The organism is Lederbergia sp. B243.17, assembly GCF_057657925.1.
The window spans coordinates 1-16,551 of record NZ_JBWBKF010000013.1 but is presented as its reverse complement, the minus strand read 5'-3'; the positions used below and the strand labels follow the sequence as shown (position 1 = coordinate 16,551).

The 16,551-nt window shown below is 44.0% G+C and carries 14 protein-coding genes and 1 pseudogene; 14 read left to right on the top strand and 1 reads right to left on the bottom strand.

Annotated features, from left to right (window positions below):
* Positions 1–76 precede the first annotated feature (76 nt).
* The 14 genes and pseudogenes from AC0TWI_RS00490 to AC0TWI_RS00425 all read left to right on the top strand — a co-directional run bounded on the left by AC0TWI_RS00490 (position 77) and on the right by AC0TWI_RS00425 (position 16,300).
* Positions 77–1,335: pseudogene (locus AC0TWI_RS00490) on the top strand (MFS transporter).
* A 104-nt stretch (positions 1,336–1,439) separates the two neighbouring features.
* On the top strand, positions 1,440–3,509 hold the full coding sequence (locus tag AC0TWI_RS00485) for a bifunctional aldolase/short-chain dehydrogenase (RefSeq protein ID WP_488124373.1): 2,070 nt from the start codon (positions 1,440–1,442) through the stop codon (positions 3,507–3,509).
* An 87-nt stretch (positions 3,510–3,596) separates the two neighbouring features.
* Positions 3,597–5,009, top strand: coding sequence for a rhamnulokinase (gene rhaB / locus AC0TWI_RS00480; RefSeq protein WP_488124372.1), 1,413 nt, complete (start codon positions 3,597–3,599; stop codon positions 5,007–5,009).
* Between the two features lie 13 nt (positions 5,010–5,022).
* A complete protein-coding gene (gene rhaA, locus AC0TWI_RS00475; protein ID WP_488124371.1) occupies positions 5,023–6,276 on the top strand; it encodes an L-rhamnose isomerase in 1,254 nt (417 codons plus the stop codon).
* A gap of 173 nt (positions 6,277–6,449) precedes the next feature.
* The gene (locus AC0TWI_RS00470; RefSeq protein ID WP_488124415.1) at positions 6,450–7,211 is read left to right on the top strand and encodes a DeoR/GlpR family DNA-binding transcription regulator; all 762 of its coding nucleotides are present in this window, start codon (positions 6,450–6,452) and stop codon (positions 7,209–7,211) included.
* 703 nt (positions 7,212–7,914) lie between these two features.
* Positions 7,915–8,751 (top strand): class II fructose-bisphosphate aldolase, encoded by an 837-nt coding sequence (locus tag AC0TWI_RS00465; protein WP_488124370.1) that lies wholly within the window; start codon positions 7,915–7,917, stop codon positions 8,749–8,751.
* Positions 8,748–9,467: a triose-phosphate isomerase gene (locus AC0TWI_RS00460; RefSeq protein ID WP_488124369.1), complete on the top strand. Its 720-nt coding sequence runs from the start codon at positions 8,748–8,750 to the stop codon at positions 9,465–9,467. Before AC0TWI_RS00465 ends, AC0TWI_RS00460 begins: the two co-directional genes overlap by 4 nt.
* Entirely contained in the window at positions 9,464–9,976 is a 513-nt protein-coding gene (locus AC0TWI_RS00455; protein WP_488124368.1) for a YjbQ family protein, read from the top strand. The genes AC0TWI_RS00460 and AC0TWI_RS00455 overlap by 4 nt, the downstream gene beginning before the upstream one ends.
* 45 nt (positions 9,977–10,021) lie before the next feature.
* Positions 10,022–12,001, top strand: a complete 1,980-nt coding sequence (locus tag AC0TWI_RS00450; RefSeq protein WP_488124367.1) for a BglG family transcription antiterminator — start codon at positions 10,022–10,024, stop codon at positions 11,999–12,001.
* A gap of 26 nt (positions 12,002–12,027) precedes the next feature.
* Entirely contained in the window at positions 12,028–12,495 is a 468-nt protein-coding gene (locus AC0TWI_RS00445; protein WP_488124366.1) for a PTS sugar transporter subunit IIA, read from the top strand.
* Entirely contained in the window at positions 12,492–12,776 is a 285-nt protein-coding gene (locus AC0TWI_RS00440) for a PTS sugar transporter subunit IIB (protein ID WP_488124365.1), read from the top strand. Before AC0TWI_RS00445 ends, AC0TWI_RS00440 begins: the two co-directional genes overlap by 4 nt.
* A gap of 12 nt (positions 12,777–12,788) precedes the next feature.
* Positions 12,789–14,114, top strand: a complete 1,326-nt coding sequence (locus AC0TWI_RS00435) for a PTS galactitol transporter subunit IIC (RefSeq protein ID WP_488124364.1) — start codon at positions 12,789–12,791, stop codon at positions 14,112–14,114.
* 21 nt (positions 14,115–14,135) lie between these two features.
* Positions 14,136–14,777: a ribulose-phosphate 3-epimerase gene (rpe, locus tag AC0TWI_RS00430; protein WP_488124414.1), complete on the top strand. Its 642-nt coding sequence runs from the start codon at positions 14,136–14,138 to the stop codon at positions 14,775–14,777.
* Positions 14,778–14,821: 44 nt separating this feature from the next.
* Positions 14,822–16,300 carry an aldehyde dehydrogenase family protein gene (locus tag AC0TWI_RS00425; RefSeq protein WP_488124363.1) on the top strand — a complete coding sequence of 493 codons (1,479 nt, stop codon included), beginning with the start codon at positions 14,822–14,824 and terminating at the stop codon, positions 16,298–16,300.
* 94 nt (positions 16,301–16,394) lie between these two features.
* Here the strand turns inward: AC0TWI_RS00425 and AC0TWI_RS00420 are convergent.
* Positions 16,395–16,551, bottom strand: a 157-nt coding sequence (locus AC0TWI_RS00420; RefSeq protein ID WP_488124413.1) for a transposase, incomplete at its 5' end; no start/stop codon positions are given.

Here is a 16,551-nt window from a genome sequence, read left to right as displayed (position 1 = left end):
TCAGTATTATCTATAATTTGGAGGGGTTCAATTGGCAACAAACACTAAAGGTTGGCGGTCGACCATTTCCGTCGCCATGGCAAACTATATTGAAGCTGGTTCTATTATCGCTGCGGCCAGTAGTCTCACACTCTGGCAAAGTTATTTGCATTTTGACAATATCGGGATGGGGCTGCTCAGCGCCCTGAGTGCAAACGCATTTGGAGCAGCGATTGGCGCATTAATCGGCGGTCCATTGACGGATAAGCTGGGGCGGAAGTTTATTTTCACCTATGATTTATTAGTCTATATGGTTGGGATTCTGCTGATTGCTTTCTCATTTAATTTCCCGATGCTGCTCATAGGGACTGTTATCACAGGAATCGCTGTAGGGGCGGGGGTGCCTGTATCGTGGACGTATATTGCTGAAGAATCGCCAAACGATAAACGGGCGGCTCACGTGGGGACAGCCCAGTTAGCCTGGTCGATCGGGCCAATGGTTACGTTTGCCCTTGCAGTCCTTCTGGCACCCCTCGGATTACTGGGGTCAAGAATCATCTTTTTGCATCTTTTTGTAATAGCCGGAGTGGTTCTATATTTAAGAAGAGGGCTGGAGGAATCCAAGTTGTGGGAGGAGCAGCAGAGGTTTGAAAAGAAGGAGCGCTCTGCTGGTATAAAAAGTAAAAATGCGTTTAAAGAACTGTTCACTCTGAAAGTAAACCGTCAAGCGCTCGTTCTATTGATGGGAATCTACTTATTTTGGAACTTAACAGCTGGTGCAATGGGCTATTTTATGCCGTATATATATGAAAATGTTGGAGGGTTGAGTACAGGGCAGGCGAATTTGCTCCAATCATTCCTTTGGCTGTTCACAGTGCTCACAACTTATTTTGTATTTATGAAGTTCGCCGATAGAGTCAGCAGGAGGGCTTTGTTTGGGACAGGAGCAGTAATGGGCATTGTGGCATGGATTTTGTTGACTTTCATGCCAATGACCTGGCCAACATTGATAGCGTTTGTCATCCTGTGGGGTCGGCTGCGGGAATCGGTGCCCAAGCGTTCTTCGCTTTATGGACGAGTGAATTATTCCCTACCCGATATCGTGCAAGTGCACAGGGTGCAATGTATTTTGCCGTCCGGACTGGCATTGCAATCTGGTCATTCATTTTGCCGACTCTTATGCTCACACTAGGCTTTAAAATTGCAGGGATAGTCATGATTACTTTCTTGGTTATTCATGCAGTAATTGGGATCATGCTAGCTCCAAAAACAGAAGGGAAGACACTCACACAAATTGAGCAGGAACGTTACGGAAGTACGGAAGATAAGAAAGTACAGGCCAAGATAGTCAATTAACCAAACAGAAACAAAAGTAAACAAAAATAAGTAAAGAAAATTTCTTTGATTTTGGAGTAGGAACCATATATAATCAACATAAAAGGTGAGGTGGAGGGAATAAAATGGTTAAGAATCTTTGGGATAAACAAAAAGCATCAAAACTAGAAAAAGGATTAGAGGAACTCGTTTACCGGTCAAATTTACTCGGTACGGACCGTTCTGTCTGCAATTGGGGCGGAGGAAACACCTCTATGAAGACTTTGGAAAAGGATTTTCGCGGCCAGGATGTTGAAGTTATGTGGGTAAAAGGAAGCGGGTCGGACCTTGCTACGATGGGTGCCAGAAATTTCACGGGTCTCAAACTGGAAGATGTCCTGCCGCTGATGGACCGTGAGGAGATGTCTGATGAAGAGATGGTTGCCTATCTTGGGCATTGCATGATAGATAGCACTCATCCCAGGGCTTCGATAGAAACGCTTCTGCATGCCTTCTTGCCTTTCAAACATGTCGATCATACCCACCCGGATGCCATCATCAGCATTTGCTGTGCGGACAATGGAAAAGAGATTGCGTCTGAAGTGTTTGGTGATCGGTTTGTGTGGGTTCCATACATCCGACCGGGGTTTAAATTGTCAAAAATGATTGCCGAAGGCGTTAAGCAAAAACCGGGGGCCGAGCTTGTATTAATGGAAAAACACGGTCTCGTTACGTGGGGAGACACTGCTGAAGAAAGTTATGAGAAGACTCTGGAAACAATCCAGCTTGCTGAGGACTATATTAAAAACAAAATAGATGAAAAGAAAGTATTCGGCGGTGAAAGGTTCCAAAGCTTATCTGACGAAGAAGCGGAAAAAATCTTGGCCAAAGTGATGCCGGTGATTAGAGGTGCCGTCAGCGATAATAAGAAAATGCTGCTTAGTTTCGACCGAGGAAAGGATGTCTTGGAATTTGTGAACAGTAAGGACGCACCATCACTGTCGCAGATTGGAGCTGCTTGCCCTGACCACCTTGTACATACAAAGAGAGTGCCGCTTTTTGTCGAGTGGGATCCTGAATCAAAAGATACGGATACTCTGATCCTACAAGTAAAAGAAGGAATTGAAAAATTCAAAAGAGAATACGAAAACTATTTTGAGCGGAATAAACATGAGGGCGATCAAATCTTTGAACCTGCACCAAGAGTGATATTGATCCCAGGTCTCGGAATGATCAACACTGGAAAAGATGCGGGTAATGCCAAAGTAAGCGGTGCATTGTATCATCGGGCTATTGCCGTCATGAAAGGCGCTTCCGCTTTAGGGAGTTTTGTATCACTAAGTGAAAATGAATCATATAATGTCGAATATTGGCCGCTTGAACTGTATAAACTCACTCTTGCCCCTGCAGAAGCAGAATTCTCCAGACATATTGCTTTTATAACAGGAGGAGCCGGCGGCATCGGCAGTGCCACAGCAAGAAGATTGGCTGCGGAGGGCGCTCATGTAGTACTTGCGGATTTGAATGCTGAGGGAGCTGAAAAAGTTGCTTCAGAAATTAATAACAAGTTCGGCACGGGCCGAGCAATATCACTTAAAATGGATGTAACGATTGAAGAAGACGTTTTGACTGCCTTCGAAAAAACTGCTTTAGAATTTGGCGGAGTAGACATTATTGTGAACAACGCCGGGCTGGCAACCTCCAGTCCAATTGATGAAACTACCCTCTCCGAGTGGAATTTAAATATGAATGTGCTGGGGACGGGTTACTTCCTCGTAGCCAGAGAAGCATTCAAGCAAATGAAAGTGCAGGAAATGGGCGGAAATATGATATTTGTTGGGTCCAAAAACTCAGTTTACGCAGGGAAAAATGCGGCGGCTTACAGCTCTGTAAAGGCATTGGAAACTCATTTGGCCAGATGTATCGCTGCGGAGGGAGGAACTTATGGAATACGGGTAAATTCTGTCCTTCCTGATGCAGTGCTTCAAGGGTCAGCAATTTGGGGTTCCAGATGGCGTGAAGAACGGGCAGCAGCCTATGGAATCGAGCCAGATCAATTGGAAGAACATTACAAAAAACGTACAACGCTCCTGGTAAATATTTACCCGGAAGACATTGCTGAATCTATCGCATTTTTTGCATCTTCCAAATCAGCTAAAACAACCGGCTGCATGTTGACTGTTGATGGAGGAGTTCCCGCTGCCTTCACTAGGTAATATAGGGCTTGCAAGCTTTCATTAACAAGCTTGCAAGCTATCATTTTACTATGAAATAGATGACGACTTGCAGAAAGGTGAGAGGCAATGCCGGTTACAAGTATTGCAGTAGATATAGGTGCCTCGAGCGGTCGCTTGATTGCTGGCACTCTGGAAAATGGAAAATTGGATTTAAAGGAGATCCATCGTTTTGAAAATAAGATAGTGAAAAAAGGCAACTATTTTTGCTGGGAGCTTGACCAGTTATATCAGGAAATCATAACAGGATTAAAGCTATGCAAGAAGGAAGGCATTAAGCCTGCCAGTATTGGAATTGATACGTGGGCGGTAGATTTTGTTCTGTTGGATGAGCGTGATCAGCTGCTATTAGACGCTGTTTCATACCGTGACCCGAGAACAGATGGAATGATGGAAGAAGTATTCAGCCTGTTTTCCAAGGAACGGCTGTACTTGGAAACCGGTATTCAGTTTCAAAGATTCAATACTATATATCAGCTATACTCGATGAAAAAGCAACACCCCGATATACTGGAAAAGGCAAATGCATTTTTAATGATCCCGGATTATTTGAATTTCCTGCTGACCGGCAAAAAGGTCAATGAATATACTAATGCGTCAACTACACAACTTGTTAATGCCTTTACTAAGAAATGGGACAAGGACATACTCGATTCATTAGAAATAGACAAAGGGATATTCCAGGAAATAAAGCCTCCTGGAACCAGCCTAGGGGCGCTGTCAGATAAGCTTGCGAAAGAGCTTGAAATGGACATGGAGGTAATTTTACCGGCTACGCATGACACAGGTTCCGCAGTTCTTTCTGTACCTGATAAGGATGATTGCATCTACATCAGTTCAGGCACGTGGTCCCTGATCGGAACTGAGAATCATTTTCCGATTTGCGTGACAAAAGCACTCGATTATAACTTTACAAATGAAGGCGGAATGGGGTATCAGTATCGTTTTCTTAAGAACATTATGGGGCTTTGGATGATCCAAGAAGTGAAGCGTAATTATGATCATCATTATTCATTTGAAGAGCTGGTTGTCTTGGCGAAGAAGGAAACGAGTTTTCACTCGATAGTCGATGTCAATGACGATTGCTTTTTAAAGCCGGATGATATGATCAAAGAGATTCAAGAATTCTGCAGAAAAACAAGCCAGCCAGTGCCAGCCAGTCCGGGTCAGGTTGCTAAATGTGTCTTTGACAGTCTGGCGGAAAGCTGTAGGATTGCAGTTCTTGAAATCGAGGATATCTTTGAAAGAGAGTTTAGGAGCATTCAAGTTATAGGCGGAGGAAGCCAAAATGAACTGTTGAACCAGATGATTGCGGATGTAACCGGAAAAACAGTGTATGCAGGCCCGGCTGAAGCAACAGCAATCGGTAATTTAATTGCCCAGTTTATTGCTCTTGGAGAATTGAGAGATCGTTCTGAGGCGGGCCCAATCATTAAACGTTCTTTTGATGACACCAAATATATTCCTGCTGAAAAAAAGTGAGGAGGAGAATGAAATGTCAATCCGTGAGAATTATGAGGCGGCAAAAAGTACATATGCAAAATGGGGAATTGATGTAGAAGCAGCAATGAATAAGTTGAAAACGGTTCCGATATCAATCCATTGCTGGCAGGGGGATGATATTCGGGGGTTTGAAGTGAATCCGAGTGAGCTGTCTGGCGGGATTGATGTAACAGGAAATTATCCGGGCAAGGCAGAAACACCCGAACAGCTCCGGAGCGACTTGGATAAGGCGATGTCCCTCATACCTGGCAAACATCGCGTCAATCTGCATGCCATTTATGCTGAAACAGGCGGGGAGGCCGTAGAAAGAGACGAACTGGAGCCGAAGCATTTCGAGAACTGGGTAAATTGGGCGAAGGAAAGGGAATTGGGGCTGGATTTCAATCCAACGTTATTTGCCCACCCGAAAGCTGAGGATGGGCTGACCTTGTCCCATCCGGATAAGAAGGTGCGCCAATTCTGGATAGACCATTGCAAAGCGAGCAGGAAGATTGGAGCCTATTTTGGCAAAGAGCTGGGGACGCCCGCTTTGACCAATATATGGATTCCCGACGGTTACAAAGATATTCCAAGTGACCGACTGACCCCGAGAGTAAGGCTAAAGGAATCATTGGACGAAATTTTTTCAGAAAAAATAAATGCAAATGAAAATGTCGATGCAGTCGAAAGCAAATTGTTTGGCATCGGGTCCGAAGCCTATGTAGTCGGCTCCCATGAATTTTACCTGAACTACGCAATGAAGAACGATACACTATGTTTATTGGATACGGGCCACTATCATCCGACGGAGACGGTCTCCAATAAAATCTCTTCTATGCTTCTATTCAGTGAAAAGGTTGCACTGCATGTTTCTCGACCGATTAGATGGGACAGTGACCATGTCGTCATCTTGGATGATGAATTAAGGGAGATTGCCCTTGAAATCGTCCGCAACGATGCCCTTGATCGAGTTCTTATCGGCTTGGATTTCTTTGATGCGAGCATCAATCGTGTTGCTGCCTGGGTGATTGGCACTCGAAACATGATCAAGGCGTTATTGTACGGTATGCTCATCCCTCACGAACACTTGAAAAAGCTGCAGGAAGATGGAAACTACACAGAAAGGCTAGCGTTAATGGAAGAGTTTAAGACTTATCCGTTTGGAGCGGTCTGGGACTATTATTGCGAGGAAATGAAGGTGCCTGTACGGGAGACTTGGCTGGATGAAGTGAGGAAATATGAGCAGGAAGTGCTTCACAAGCGGTGATTGACTGAAAAAAGATGAGGCTTATGAAAGGAAGCGAGTGACCTTTTATAAGCTTTTTTTGATCGGCTCAGCTGTCTGCAAAAGAACGAATATGATATATTATGGTTAAATCAACGATTAACCAAACACAATTCAACATAAAACAAAACGTCCTTTGGGGAAGGAGCTTGGCAGTGCTTGTTGCAGAAAGACAAAAAAAGATTGTGGAAATGATCAATGAGCGGGCGAGTATGCGCGTGTCTGAATTAAGTCGGTTATTTGCGGTTACAGAAGAGACGATCCGACGTGATTTGGAAAAACTAGAGAAAGAAAATCGGCTGAAGAGAAGCCATGGCGGAGCGGTAAGTATTATGGAGGAACAATCGGAGATTTCCTATGCAGACCGCGAAATAACAAACGTAAAAGAAAAGATGGCGATCGCAAAAAAAGCTGCCAGTCTGGTTGAACCAGGTGAGCAAATTGTTCTGGATGCCAGTACGACCGCCTGGTATGTGGCAAAAGAGCTGGAAGATATGCCGCTGATTGTGTTGACGAACTCGATTAAGGTTTCATTGGAACTTAGTAAGAAAGAGCAAATTAAAGTCATCTCCACAGGCGGAATCTTATTATCAAAGTCCCTCTCCTATGTGGGACCGCTCGCCGAACGCTCTTTAACGATGTATCATGTGAATAAAGCTTTTCTGTCATGCAAAGGCGTCCATCTGGAGAAGGGACTAAGCGATTCTAATGAATCACAAGCTCTCCTGAAAAGAATGATGATTGACATTGCCGACCGGACGATTTTAATGGCAGATTCCAGCAAATTCGGCATTCAGGCATTTTCCCAAATTGCTCCGCTCTCTAAAATGGATACGGTTATATCCGATATAAACTTAAGTGAGGGGACAATCAAGCAGTTGGAAGATCAAAGGATCCGATGGGAAATTGCTGAATGAATAGATATTTGTAAGTCGCTTGAAAATTATTTTTTAGCCGTACCGGATTTTAAAATTGTCTCTTGTTAAGTAGACAGTGGAAATAAGTAAATCGATTAGGCGGTCTTGGCCCAGTATTTAAATGGGATGAGGCTGCCTTTTTTTTATTGCGTTTTGAATATTTTCTAATGCAGAAAATGCTTTTTACGTGTAAGTGAACTTCAAATGAACTTCAGCGGACTGTTATCGAAACATTGGCCTACACGTGACACGCTTTGCGCCTGCATCTATCCACAATTTATCCCTATCATCGGGTAAGTTCCACATTTTCTTGTAGTATCCCCATTTATCTTTCAAGTGCTCTGCCCGTTTTTTTTCATACTTCCTTACCCATTGATAGATCAGTTGTTTCCCGATAGTCTTTACCGCCGGAAAGAACTGTAATGTCTCTACTTTCATCTCCAACGATATTGCCTTTTTGAAAAAAAGGCTCATCCTAAGCAATATTTATCCGTCTACTTTAGGGGGAGCATATCAGTTTTGAGCGGTGCGTTGTTTAGGAGTTTATACATCTTTATAGAAAGTCCGGTTAATCAAACGCCTATTAATGGCAGCTCGTTATTTTTTTCAACATTATTCTGGAATCAAAACAAAATGATTGGTAAGCGTTTTCATGATAAGTTAAAAGCAGGTTTTGATACAGAGAAAGGGGGACAGAGACTTTATGTTAGTTTCGTCGAAAGAGTTATTTTCCATTGCGTTAAAAGGAAAATTTGCAATCCCTGCAACAAATTTTGTCGATCAGAACACGCTGCGTGCGTATCTGGCTGTTGCTGAGAAAAGAAAACTTCCGCTCATTGTTTCTTTTGCCCAAGCTCATGAGGAGGTAATGAGCCTGGAAGAAGCAGCGTTATTGGGAAAATATTATGCAGAAAAAGCGAGTGTGCCTGTAGTCTTGCACTTGGATCATGGCGAGGAGATATCTTTTGTTAAGAGGGCGGTTGACCTTGGCTTTACCTCTGTAATGATTGATGCGTCTCAAGATCCCTTTGATGAAAATGTCCGCAAGACTAAAGAGATTATCGCGTATGCCCGCCCGAAAGGTGTGGTGGTAGAAGCGGAAATCGGCCATGTTGGTTCAGGAGAAAACTATGAAAATCACGATCATAGTGAATCTTTCTACACGAGTGTGGAAGATGCCAAGAGGTTTTATGAAGAAACAGCTGTAGACTCCCTGGCCATCTCCATCGGAACTGCCCATGGCAATTACGTGGGAGAACCAGAGATCCACTTCAGCCGTTTGGAGGAAATAGGCTCGGCGGTGTCTGTCCCGCTTGTGCTGCATGGCGGATCCTCCTCAGGAGATGACAACTTAAGGCGCTGCGCAGCGAGCAGGATTACAAAAATCAATATATTCACTGACTTGATGAACTCGGCGGTTAAGGACTTAACGAGTGAGGATCGGAATTACTTTGAAGTACAGGAATACTTGCGCTCAGGTATAGAGGCATGCCTGGATCATTATTATCAAGTATTCAACACTCAGAAGATTTCCCAGTGAAGAGAAAGGAAGAAAAAGAAGTGAAAAAAATCACAGCTCCTTTTTTTGTAGTCAATCCAAAAAGTTTTCTCTTTGGGGAAGCCCTGATGGATCTGGCCCACTATGCGGATCGATTGGCAGCGAAGTACCCGATAGATTTATTGTTTACAGCTCCTATGTCAGAACTGGCATTGATTGCTAAAGAGTGTCCGAATCTCATTGTAACTGCTCAGCATATGGATCCCATTGAACCTGGCGACTCAATGGGAAAGGTGCTGGCAGAGTCTTTAATGCAAGCGGGAGTAAGGGCGATTGTCATAAACCATGCGGATAATCCAATGCCCGTTTCAGTTGTGGCGAGAACAATCCAGCGTGCGAAGGAGGTCGGGCTGCAATCGATTGTATGTGCCGATTCCGTACAGGAAGGGCAAGCACTGGCAATGCTGCATCCCGATATTGTGCTGGCCGAGCCGACAGAGCTGATCGGTCAAAATCAGATCAGTGACCGGGATTATGTGACTGCTACTGTAAAGGAAATCAAAAAAGTTAATGCGGCTGTACTCGTGGAACAGGGAGCGGGGATCCGCTCAGAGCGAGATGTTGCAGCATTGCTGGAGCTTGGGGCCGATGGAGTTGGCGTGACGAGCGGAATTGTAAAGGCGGAAAATCCTAAAGAAATGTTGGAAAAAATGGTGTTGGCAGTGGCAAAGCATAAAAAGAAAGGAAGTAGCTTATGACCGTCTACTCAGGAAAAATCATTCTCACATCTCATGGAGACCGGGTAACATACCATGAAATTACCGAAAGAGTGAAAGAGCATGTTATAAAAAGTAATATTAAAGAAGGAATCTGTGTTGTAGCTTCCCAGCATACAACCTGCTCAGTCATCTTTGAAGAATTGTCCTACGATACAAACTACTATGGCTATGAATACTTGCAAGTAGATTTGAATAATGTTCTGGATAAGCTTGTGCCACGCTGTACGACGGAGGGACAGTACTACCATCCGGGACCGAAACATATTAAAGTCGGGCTCGAGGATTTCAAGGGATCGATCAGCCCGGATGCTTATACGATGCTGAACACAGATGCGCATTTGAAGAGCACATTGCTTGGAACAAGTGAAACGTTTGTCATCGGTGATGGGGAGTTGCAGCTCGGCTCTGTAGGCTATATTTATTTTATCGACTGGGACCAAATACGAAAAAGAGACCGGATTTGCCATATCAAGATTATCGGAGAATAAAAGGCAAATTCGATCAAACAGAAAACAAAAGGGGAAGTGTCAATATTGTTTGATATTACAAAGCGTCAAGCAAAATTGATCAAGGCGATGTCCAGCCAGAGGGATTATAAGCCTGCTAAATATTATGCCGAGTATCTGAAGGTATCTGAAAGAACAGTTTTTAACGACTTGGCGAAATTGGAAGAGATTTTTAAAGTGTTCAATCTTTCAATTGACAGGAAACCGAATCAGGGAATCAAGGTGCATGGTGAAATCCGTTCTTCAGAGGATTTCATCCGAGAGATTGTCAGCAAACTTAAAGAGGAGAAGGCGTATTCTCCCCTTGATCGGCAAATATTGATTGCCAAGAAATTATTAATAGAGAATGAGACGGTCACCTATCAGTCATTATCCATGGATCTGTTCATCAGCACGACTTCCATCATTAAGGATGTCGACCGGATCCGAAGCTTCATGGGTGATGAAGTAGAGCTTGTTTCAGATGTCAAAGGCACGAGAGTCTATGGGTCAGAAATCGGCATCCAGAAAACATTGAAACGATTTGCCTATTATTTGATAGAGAAGGGAATGCACCATTCCTCCCTAACCTCTTACGCACGTGTTTTAGAGCCTCTTTTTGAAAAAAGGGTCATTGATACCGTTTACCAGGCTGTTCAAGATTTGCTGGCAATCTTGGACATGAATGTATCTGAACAATATTTAAAATCTCTTTTTATATCTTTATTAATATTGACAGAGCGGTCTTACAACGGACAGCATCTTGATGATCTGCCGGAAATTCAAATTGAGGGAACAGAGTATTTGACCAATTATCCTCTGGCCGTTCAAATATGTCACTGCATTACGTCAAAACTTGGCTTTGTTTTTACAGATTTGGAGCACAGGTATATTAGCAATCAATTATTTGCTCATCGTATAGAAGTGAAAATCAATAATAGATATGTAGAGGCTCTTTTCTCGAACGACATCCGGCGTCTGATCGGTGATGTAAGTGCTGCTGCAGACATTGATTTAACGGATGATGAGAAATTGTATGATTCATTGATCTACCACGTGCTCCCGATGATTTACAGGTTGAAATCGGATATCGATGTCTACAACCCTCTATTGAATGAAATAAAAAACAACTATGGGGTGCTGTTTCGGATTATTTGGTATGTCATCGAGCAATTTGAAGAAAAGTATGGCATCAAGCTGACAGATGATGATGTCGCTTTTATTACGATACACTTCCAAGTGGCAATTGAACGGAAAGAAAAGATGGCGAAAATTTTGATCGTTTGCCAGACCGGACTTGTTACCTCTGACCTGATTATCAACCGGATAAAGAATCTCTTGCCTGCGAACATCCAATTTAAACTGATCGCTAAACCGAATTTGCAGGAAGAATGTTTAATGGACGTAGATTTTATTATCTCCTCTGTTCAGCTGGATGACGTGGCCAAACCGATCGTCTATGTCTCTCCGCTAGTTGGGGATGAGGATTTACTGAAGATTTATTCTTCCTATTTAAAACACTCCGCTGCGGCGAAACGAAAAGAGCAAGGTGGTCTGGAACCGGACTTGTTCGCTCAATACGTAAGCGGCCGCTACTTCTTTCTGAATGAGGAGGCAGCTACGAAGGAAGAATGTCTGGATAAAATGATTGGCCGGTTTGAAGCCGATGGGATTGTAAAAGAACAATTCAGGCCTTCCGTATACGAACGGGAAAGATTGGGAAATACGCTTATTCAAGGCTGGGTTGCTGTCCCTCATGCCATGACATCGATGGCCAATCAAACGAAAATTGCGATTATGACAACCAAACGACCGATAAAGTGGAATGGCGATTCTTCGGCTTCCTTAATTATTTTACTGGCGGTTGCAGAGGAAGATATGGTTAATGTGCGAAAACTGCTTGGCCATATTTACAAGTTGATTTTTACACCAGACAGCCACGAAATTATGCATGTTATCAAATCTATTAGCCGCCCGGAAGAACTGATCTCTTTGCTCCATGGCAATCATGCCATCCCGCAACCTTAATAACAGATTACATCGGAGGAAATCAAATGTATGTGGAAGAGGATCTAGTTTTTTATCATCAGCCCTTCGCCGATCAGAACGAGATGTTTGATTTTATGGCGGATAGATTGGAGAAGAAAAATTATGTTACTGAAGGATTTAGAGCTGCGATCAAAGAGAGGGAGCAGAACTATCCGACAGGGTTGAAGTTAACTGGCATGAATGTAGCGATCGTCCATACGGAGGCTGAATTCTCGAAGACTGAGAAACTTGTAGTATTAAAGCTCGAGAACCCGGTGAGGTTCCGAGATATTGAGAGCCTGCAGCCGCTCGATGTGCATCTCGTATTTGGGCTGATTCTAAGTGACAGTAACAAGCATTTGGAGATTTTGCAGAAGATCAGTCAGTTTTTACAAGACCCGCAAAAGATGAGAGAAATCGATGGTTTGAAATCCCAACAAGAATTAGCTTTGTTCATGAAACGATATTTCGATGAGGGGGAGAATGGTCAATGAGTAAAAGAATTGTCATTGCATGCGGCGCAGGCCTGGCTACATCAACCATGATTTTAAACAAAGTGGAAGAGCTTCTGCAGGGAACAGGGATCAAATATTCAATCACTCAATGCCAAATTTATGAACTGGATTCATATGACGGAAAGGCAGATCTATTTGTCACATCCATGAAGATGGACGAGACGAAATATAAAACCCCTATTGTCGTTGGAACCCCGTTTTTAATCGGTATCAATGAAGAGGCAGCTAAAGAAAAAATCATTGAGTTACTTTCAAAATAAGGAGGAAAAGCCATGTTCGTGATTGATTATTTCTTATCGCTCGGCTCAACGGTTTTTGTGCCTCTCGTTTTGATCTTGATCGGGCTGATTTTAGGGCAGGGTATACTGCGCTCTATCCGAAGCGGCATCACCGTTGGAATTGGATTTATTGGTCTTAGCCTGGCTATTTCCTTGATTTCTGATCGGCTGGAGCCCGCTGTCAGCCAAATTGTTGAACGTTTTTCCTTTAACCTGACCGTGATTGATATCGGGTCAGGAGCAGCGGCCGGTGTTGCATTTTCTACATTGGTAGGTGCGCTGATTATTCCATCTGTCTTTGTTTTGAACCTTCTCCTGCTCTTGGTCGGCTTCACGAAGACGATGAACATCGATATCTTCAATTACTCGCATTATGCATTTACTGGGGCCGTCGTTCATTTAATGACGGGCAGCCTCGTATTGGGAATCGGAGCGAGTCTCATCCAAGCCACCTGGTCACTGCTATCAGCCGATTATTCCGCCCGAAAAGTTCAGGATGCGCTCGGTGTGGAGGGCATTTCCATCCCGCAAGGATATGCAGCAAGCACGGTCCCGCTCTTTACTCTGCTGGATAAACTATACGATCGCATTCCATTTTTGAGAGATTCAAAGCTGGATTTGTCCTATTTGCAAGGACGGATCGGAATGTTTGGAGATCCGGTTATTATCGGAGCCGCTCTTGGCGTAATTCTCGCGCTCCTGGCAGGTTACAACTTCGCTGACGGAGCGAATTTGCTTATGAGTGTCGTTGCCATCATGGTCCTTTTCCCGAGAATGGTGAAAATCATCGTCGAAGGTCTGCTTCCGATCTCTGATGCAGCTAAAACATTTTTTAATAAGCGGTTTAAAGGAAAGGAAGTATTTATTGGCCTTGATTCTGCGTTGACCCTCGGTTTGCCGACGACACAAATTGTAGGGACTATGCTTATTCCGATCACACTTGTCTTAGCCGTCATCCTTCCGGGGAATACAGTACTGCCACTCGGTGACCTGGCGTTTGCCGCGTTCTTCACTTGTATGGCGACGATTATCCACAACGGGAATATCTTGAAGACAATCATTAGTGGAATCATCAATATGGTCGGAATTCTTTATATCGCTAGCTGGTTTGCCCCGCACTTCAGTAAGCTTGCGGCTAATAGCGGAGCCACGGATATAAAAGGACAGACAACTGCCCTCTGGAATGGAAATGTGTTTGACTTTATTATCGCCCAAATCGGCAGGTTTGGTGTTATCGGGCTTATCATCCTGGTTATCATTACAATTCCGATTGGTCTCTATGTGAAGAAAGTGACATCCACACCGAAACCGGCTGAATAAAAAGGAAAGTGAGTGTATGAGGTGCAAATATCGCCATCAATATTAAGTGCAGATTTTCTTAACCTGGAAAGAGATATTAAGAGATTGGAAGAGGCGGGAGCAGATTCCATTCACATTGATATAATGGACGGAGTTTTTGTCTCCAACATAACATGGGGGCCGCCTACCGTTGCTGCCATCCGGAAGGCAACAAATCTGCCTCTTGATGTTCATTTGATGGTCAATCAACCCGAAAGATGGATAGATGACTATTTAAAAACAGATGCGGATGTGATAACGATCCATCCGGAAAGCACAGTGTTTTTGAGAAAGCTTCTGCTGGAATGTAAAGGACATGGGAGGAAAGCTGGCGTCGCTTTGAAATTGGAAACCCCCGTGCAGTCGATAGAGAATTGTCTCGATCTGTTGGATGTCATTCTTGTCCTTACTTGCGATGAGGGATTTGGCGGGCAATCCTTCCACCCGCTTGCGCTGGAAAAAATAGCAGCACTTAATAGAACACGATTGCAGCAAGGATTATCCTACCAAATTCAAGTGGATGGGGGTATCAATCCGGAGACTGCGAAGCTATGTAAGGATGCGGGTGCCGACATACTAACTGCCGGTTCCTATGTCTTTGCAGGGGATATTCAGAAAGCGATAGAGACATTGAATCACTTATAAGTACAATTAATTGAATATTGTAAAAATGATTGGAGGTTTTAACAATGGTCAAGACAATCGAACTATCAAATAAAGTACAAAATTTCTTAAAGGGTACGAAAAGACTTTTTATTGACGGGGAATATAAGGATTCTGTATCAGGCATGACATTCGACGTCTTCAATCCTGCCACAGGGGAAAGGCTGGCGATCGTCAGTGAAGGCGGCAGGGAGGACATCGATAGAGCTGTTCTGGCAGCAAAAAAGGCATTCGAGGAAGGGCCATGGCAAAAAATGAGTGCCGCTGCGAGAGGGCGGATCATGTATAAACTTGCTCGTCTGATTGAGGAAAATAAACAGGAATTAGCAGAAATCGACTCATTGGATAATGGAAAGCCAATCCGCGATCTGTTGGAAAATGATATACCCAATGCAATCGGCCAGTTTGAGTATTATGCCGGATGGACAACAAAAATCCTTGGACAAACGATTCCGGTCTCTGGTCCTTATTTCAACTATACGAGACATGAACCAGTTGGGGTTGTCGGGCAGATCATCCCGTGGAATTTCCCGCTGATGATGGCTGCCTGGAAACTGGCACCTGCATTGGCAACCGGCTGTACCGTCGTGTTAAAACCTGCTGAACAGACGCCTTTATCCGCACTGTATTTGGCAGAACTTGCAACAGAAGCAGGATTTCCTGACGGGGTCATTAACGTTGTACCGGGCTTCGGGGAAATAGCAGGAGACGCGCTTGTCAAGCATCCCCATGTGAACAAAATTGCCTTCACCGGTTCGACAAGCGTAGGGAAGAGCATTATGAAAGAAGCAGCCAATACGCTAAAACGGGTAACCCTCGAACTAGGAGGGAAATCGCCGAATATCATCTTGCCGGATGCAGATTTGTCAAAGGCAGCCCCAGGTGTGTTCTCAGGCATTATGGCCAACCAAGGAGAGGTTTGCAGCGCCGGCTCAAGGGTCTATATCCAGAAAAAGCATTTTGACAATGTTGTCTCAGACCTTGTATCATACGCTAAAAATGTCAAGCTCGGAAGCGGTTTATCGCCTGACACTGATATGGGGCCGCTCGTCTCGAAAGAACAGCAGCTGAGAGTGTCAAGTTATATTGAAAAAGGACAAAAAGAAGGTGCAGCCATGCTAGTCGGAGGCGGACACACAGACGAAGGATATTTTGTTGAGCCGACTGTATTTGCAAATGTGACCGACGAGATGGCGATTGCCAGAGAAGAAATCTTTGGGCCGGTTGTAGTGGCTATGCCTTTTGAAGACTTGGATGAAGTCATTGCACGCGCAAACGCCTCTTCATTCGGGCTCGCTGCCGGTTTGTGGACAGAGGACCTGAGAAATGCACATTATGTGGCTAGCCGACTGAAAGCGGGCTCTGTCTGGGTGAATTGCTACAACGTGACAGACCCAGCTTCCCCATTTGGGGGCTACAAGGAATCCGGTTTTGGCCGGGAGATGGGCTCCTATGCGCTGGACAATTATACAGAAGTGAAGAGTGTGTGGATAAACCTGAAGTAAGAAATATGAGGCTGGGACATAACTAGTCTCTAATCAAGAGAAAGGTGAAATTGAGCAAGACAATTTCACCTTTCTCTTTTTATTGTGTATAAATTTAGGATCCACTTGCTGTGTTGGCCGTAAACTTACGTAAGTTCACGGCCATTAACGCGAATCCCATTTCATTTTCCACTTTCGATTTTCCACGTACCGAAAATCGAGTGAACGCCAAATTAGCCTTCAGGAATCCAAAAAATGGTTCTACGTCGATT

What these genes read in the sequence shown, in the direction of transcription:
- AC0TWI_RS00485 (WP_488124373.1), top strand. Translation starts at nt 1,440, where the DNA reads ATGGTTAAGAATCTTTGGGATAAACAAAAAGCATCAAAACTAGAAAAA.
- rhaB (WP_488124372.1), top strand. Translation starts at nt 3,597, where the DNA reads ATGCCGGTTACAAGTATTGCAGTAGATATAGGTGCCTCGAGCGGTCGC.
- rhaA (WP_488124371.1), top strand. Translation starts at nt 5,023, where the DNA reads ATGTCAATCCGTGAGAATTATGAGGCGGCAAAAAGTACATATGCAAAA.
- AC0TWI_RS00465 (WP_488124370.1), top strand. Translation starts at nt 7,915, where the DNA reads ATGTTAGTTTCGTCGAAAGAGTTATTTTCCATTGCGTTAAAAGGAAAA.
- AC0TWI_RS00455 (WP_488124368.1), top strand. Translation starts at nt 9,464, where the DNA reads ATGACCGTCTACTCAGGAAAAATCATTCTCACATCTCATGGAGACCGG.
- AC0TWI_RS00445 (WP_488124366.1), top strand. Translation starts at nt 12,028, where the DNA reads ATGTATGTGGAAGAGGATCTAGTTTTTTATCATCAGCCCTTCGCCGAT.
- AC0TWI_RS00440 (WP_488124365.1), top strand. Translation starts at nt 12,492, where the DNA reads ATGAGTAAAAGAATTGTCATTGCATGCGGCGCAGGCCTGGCTACATCA.
- AC0TWI_RS00435 (WP_488124364.1), top strand. Translation starts at nt 12,789, where the DNA reads ATGTTCGTGATTGATTATTTCTTATCGCTCGGCTCAACGGTTTTTGTG.
- AC0TWI_RS00425 (WP_488124363.1), top strand. Translation starts at nt 14,822, where the DNA reads ATGGTCAAGACAATCGAACTATCAAATAAAGTACAAAATTTCTTAAAG.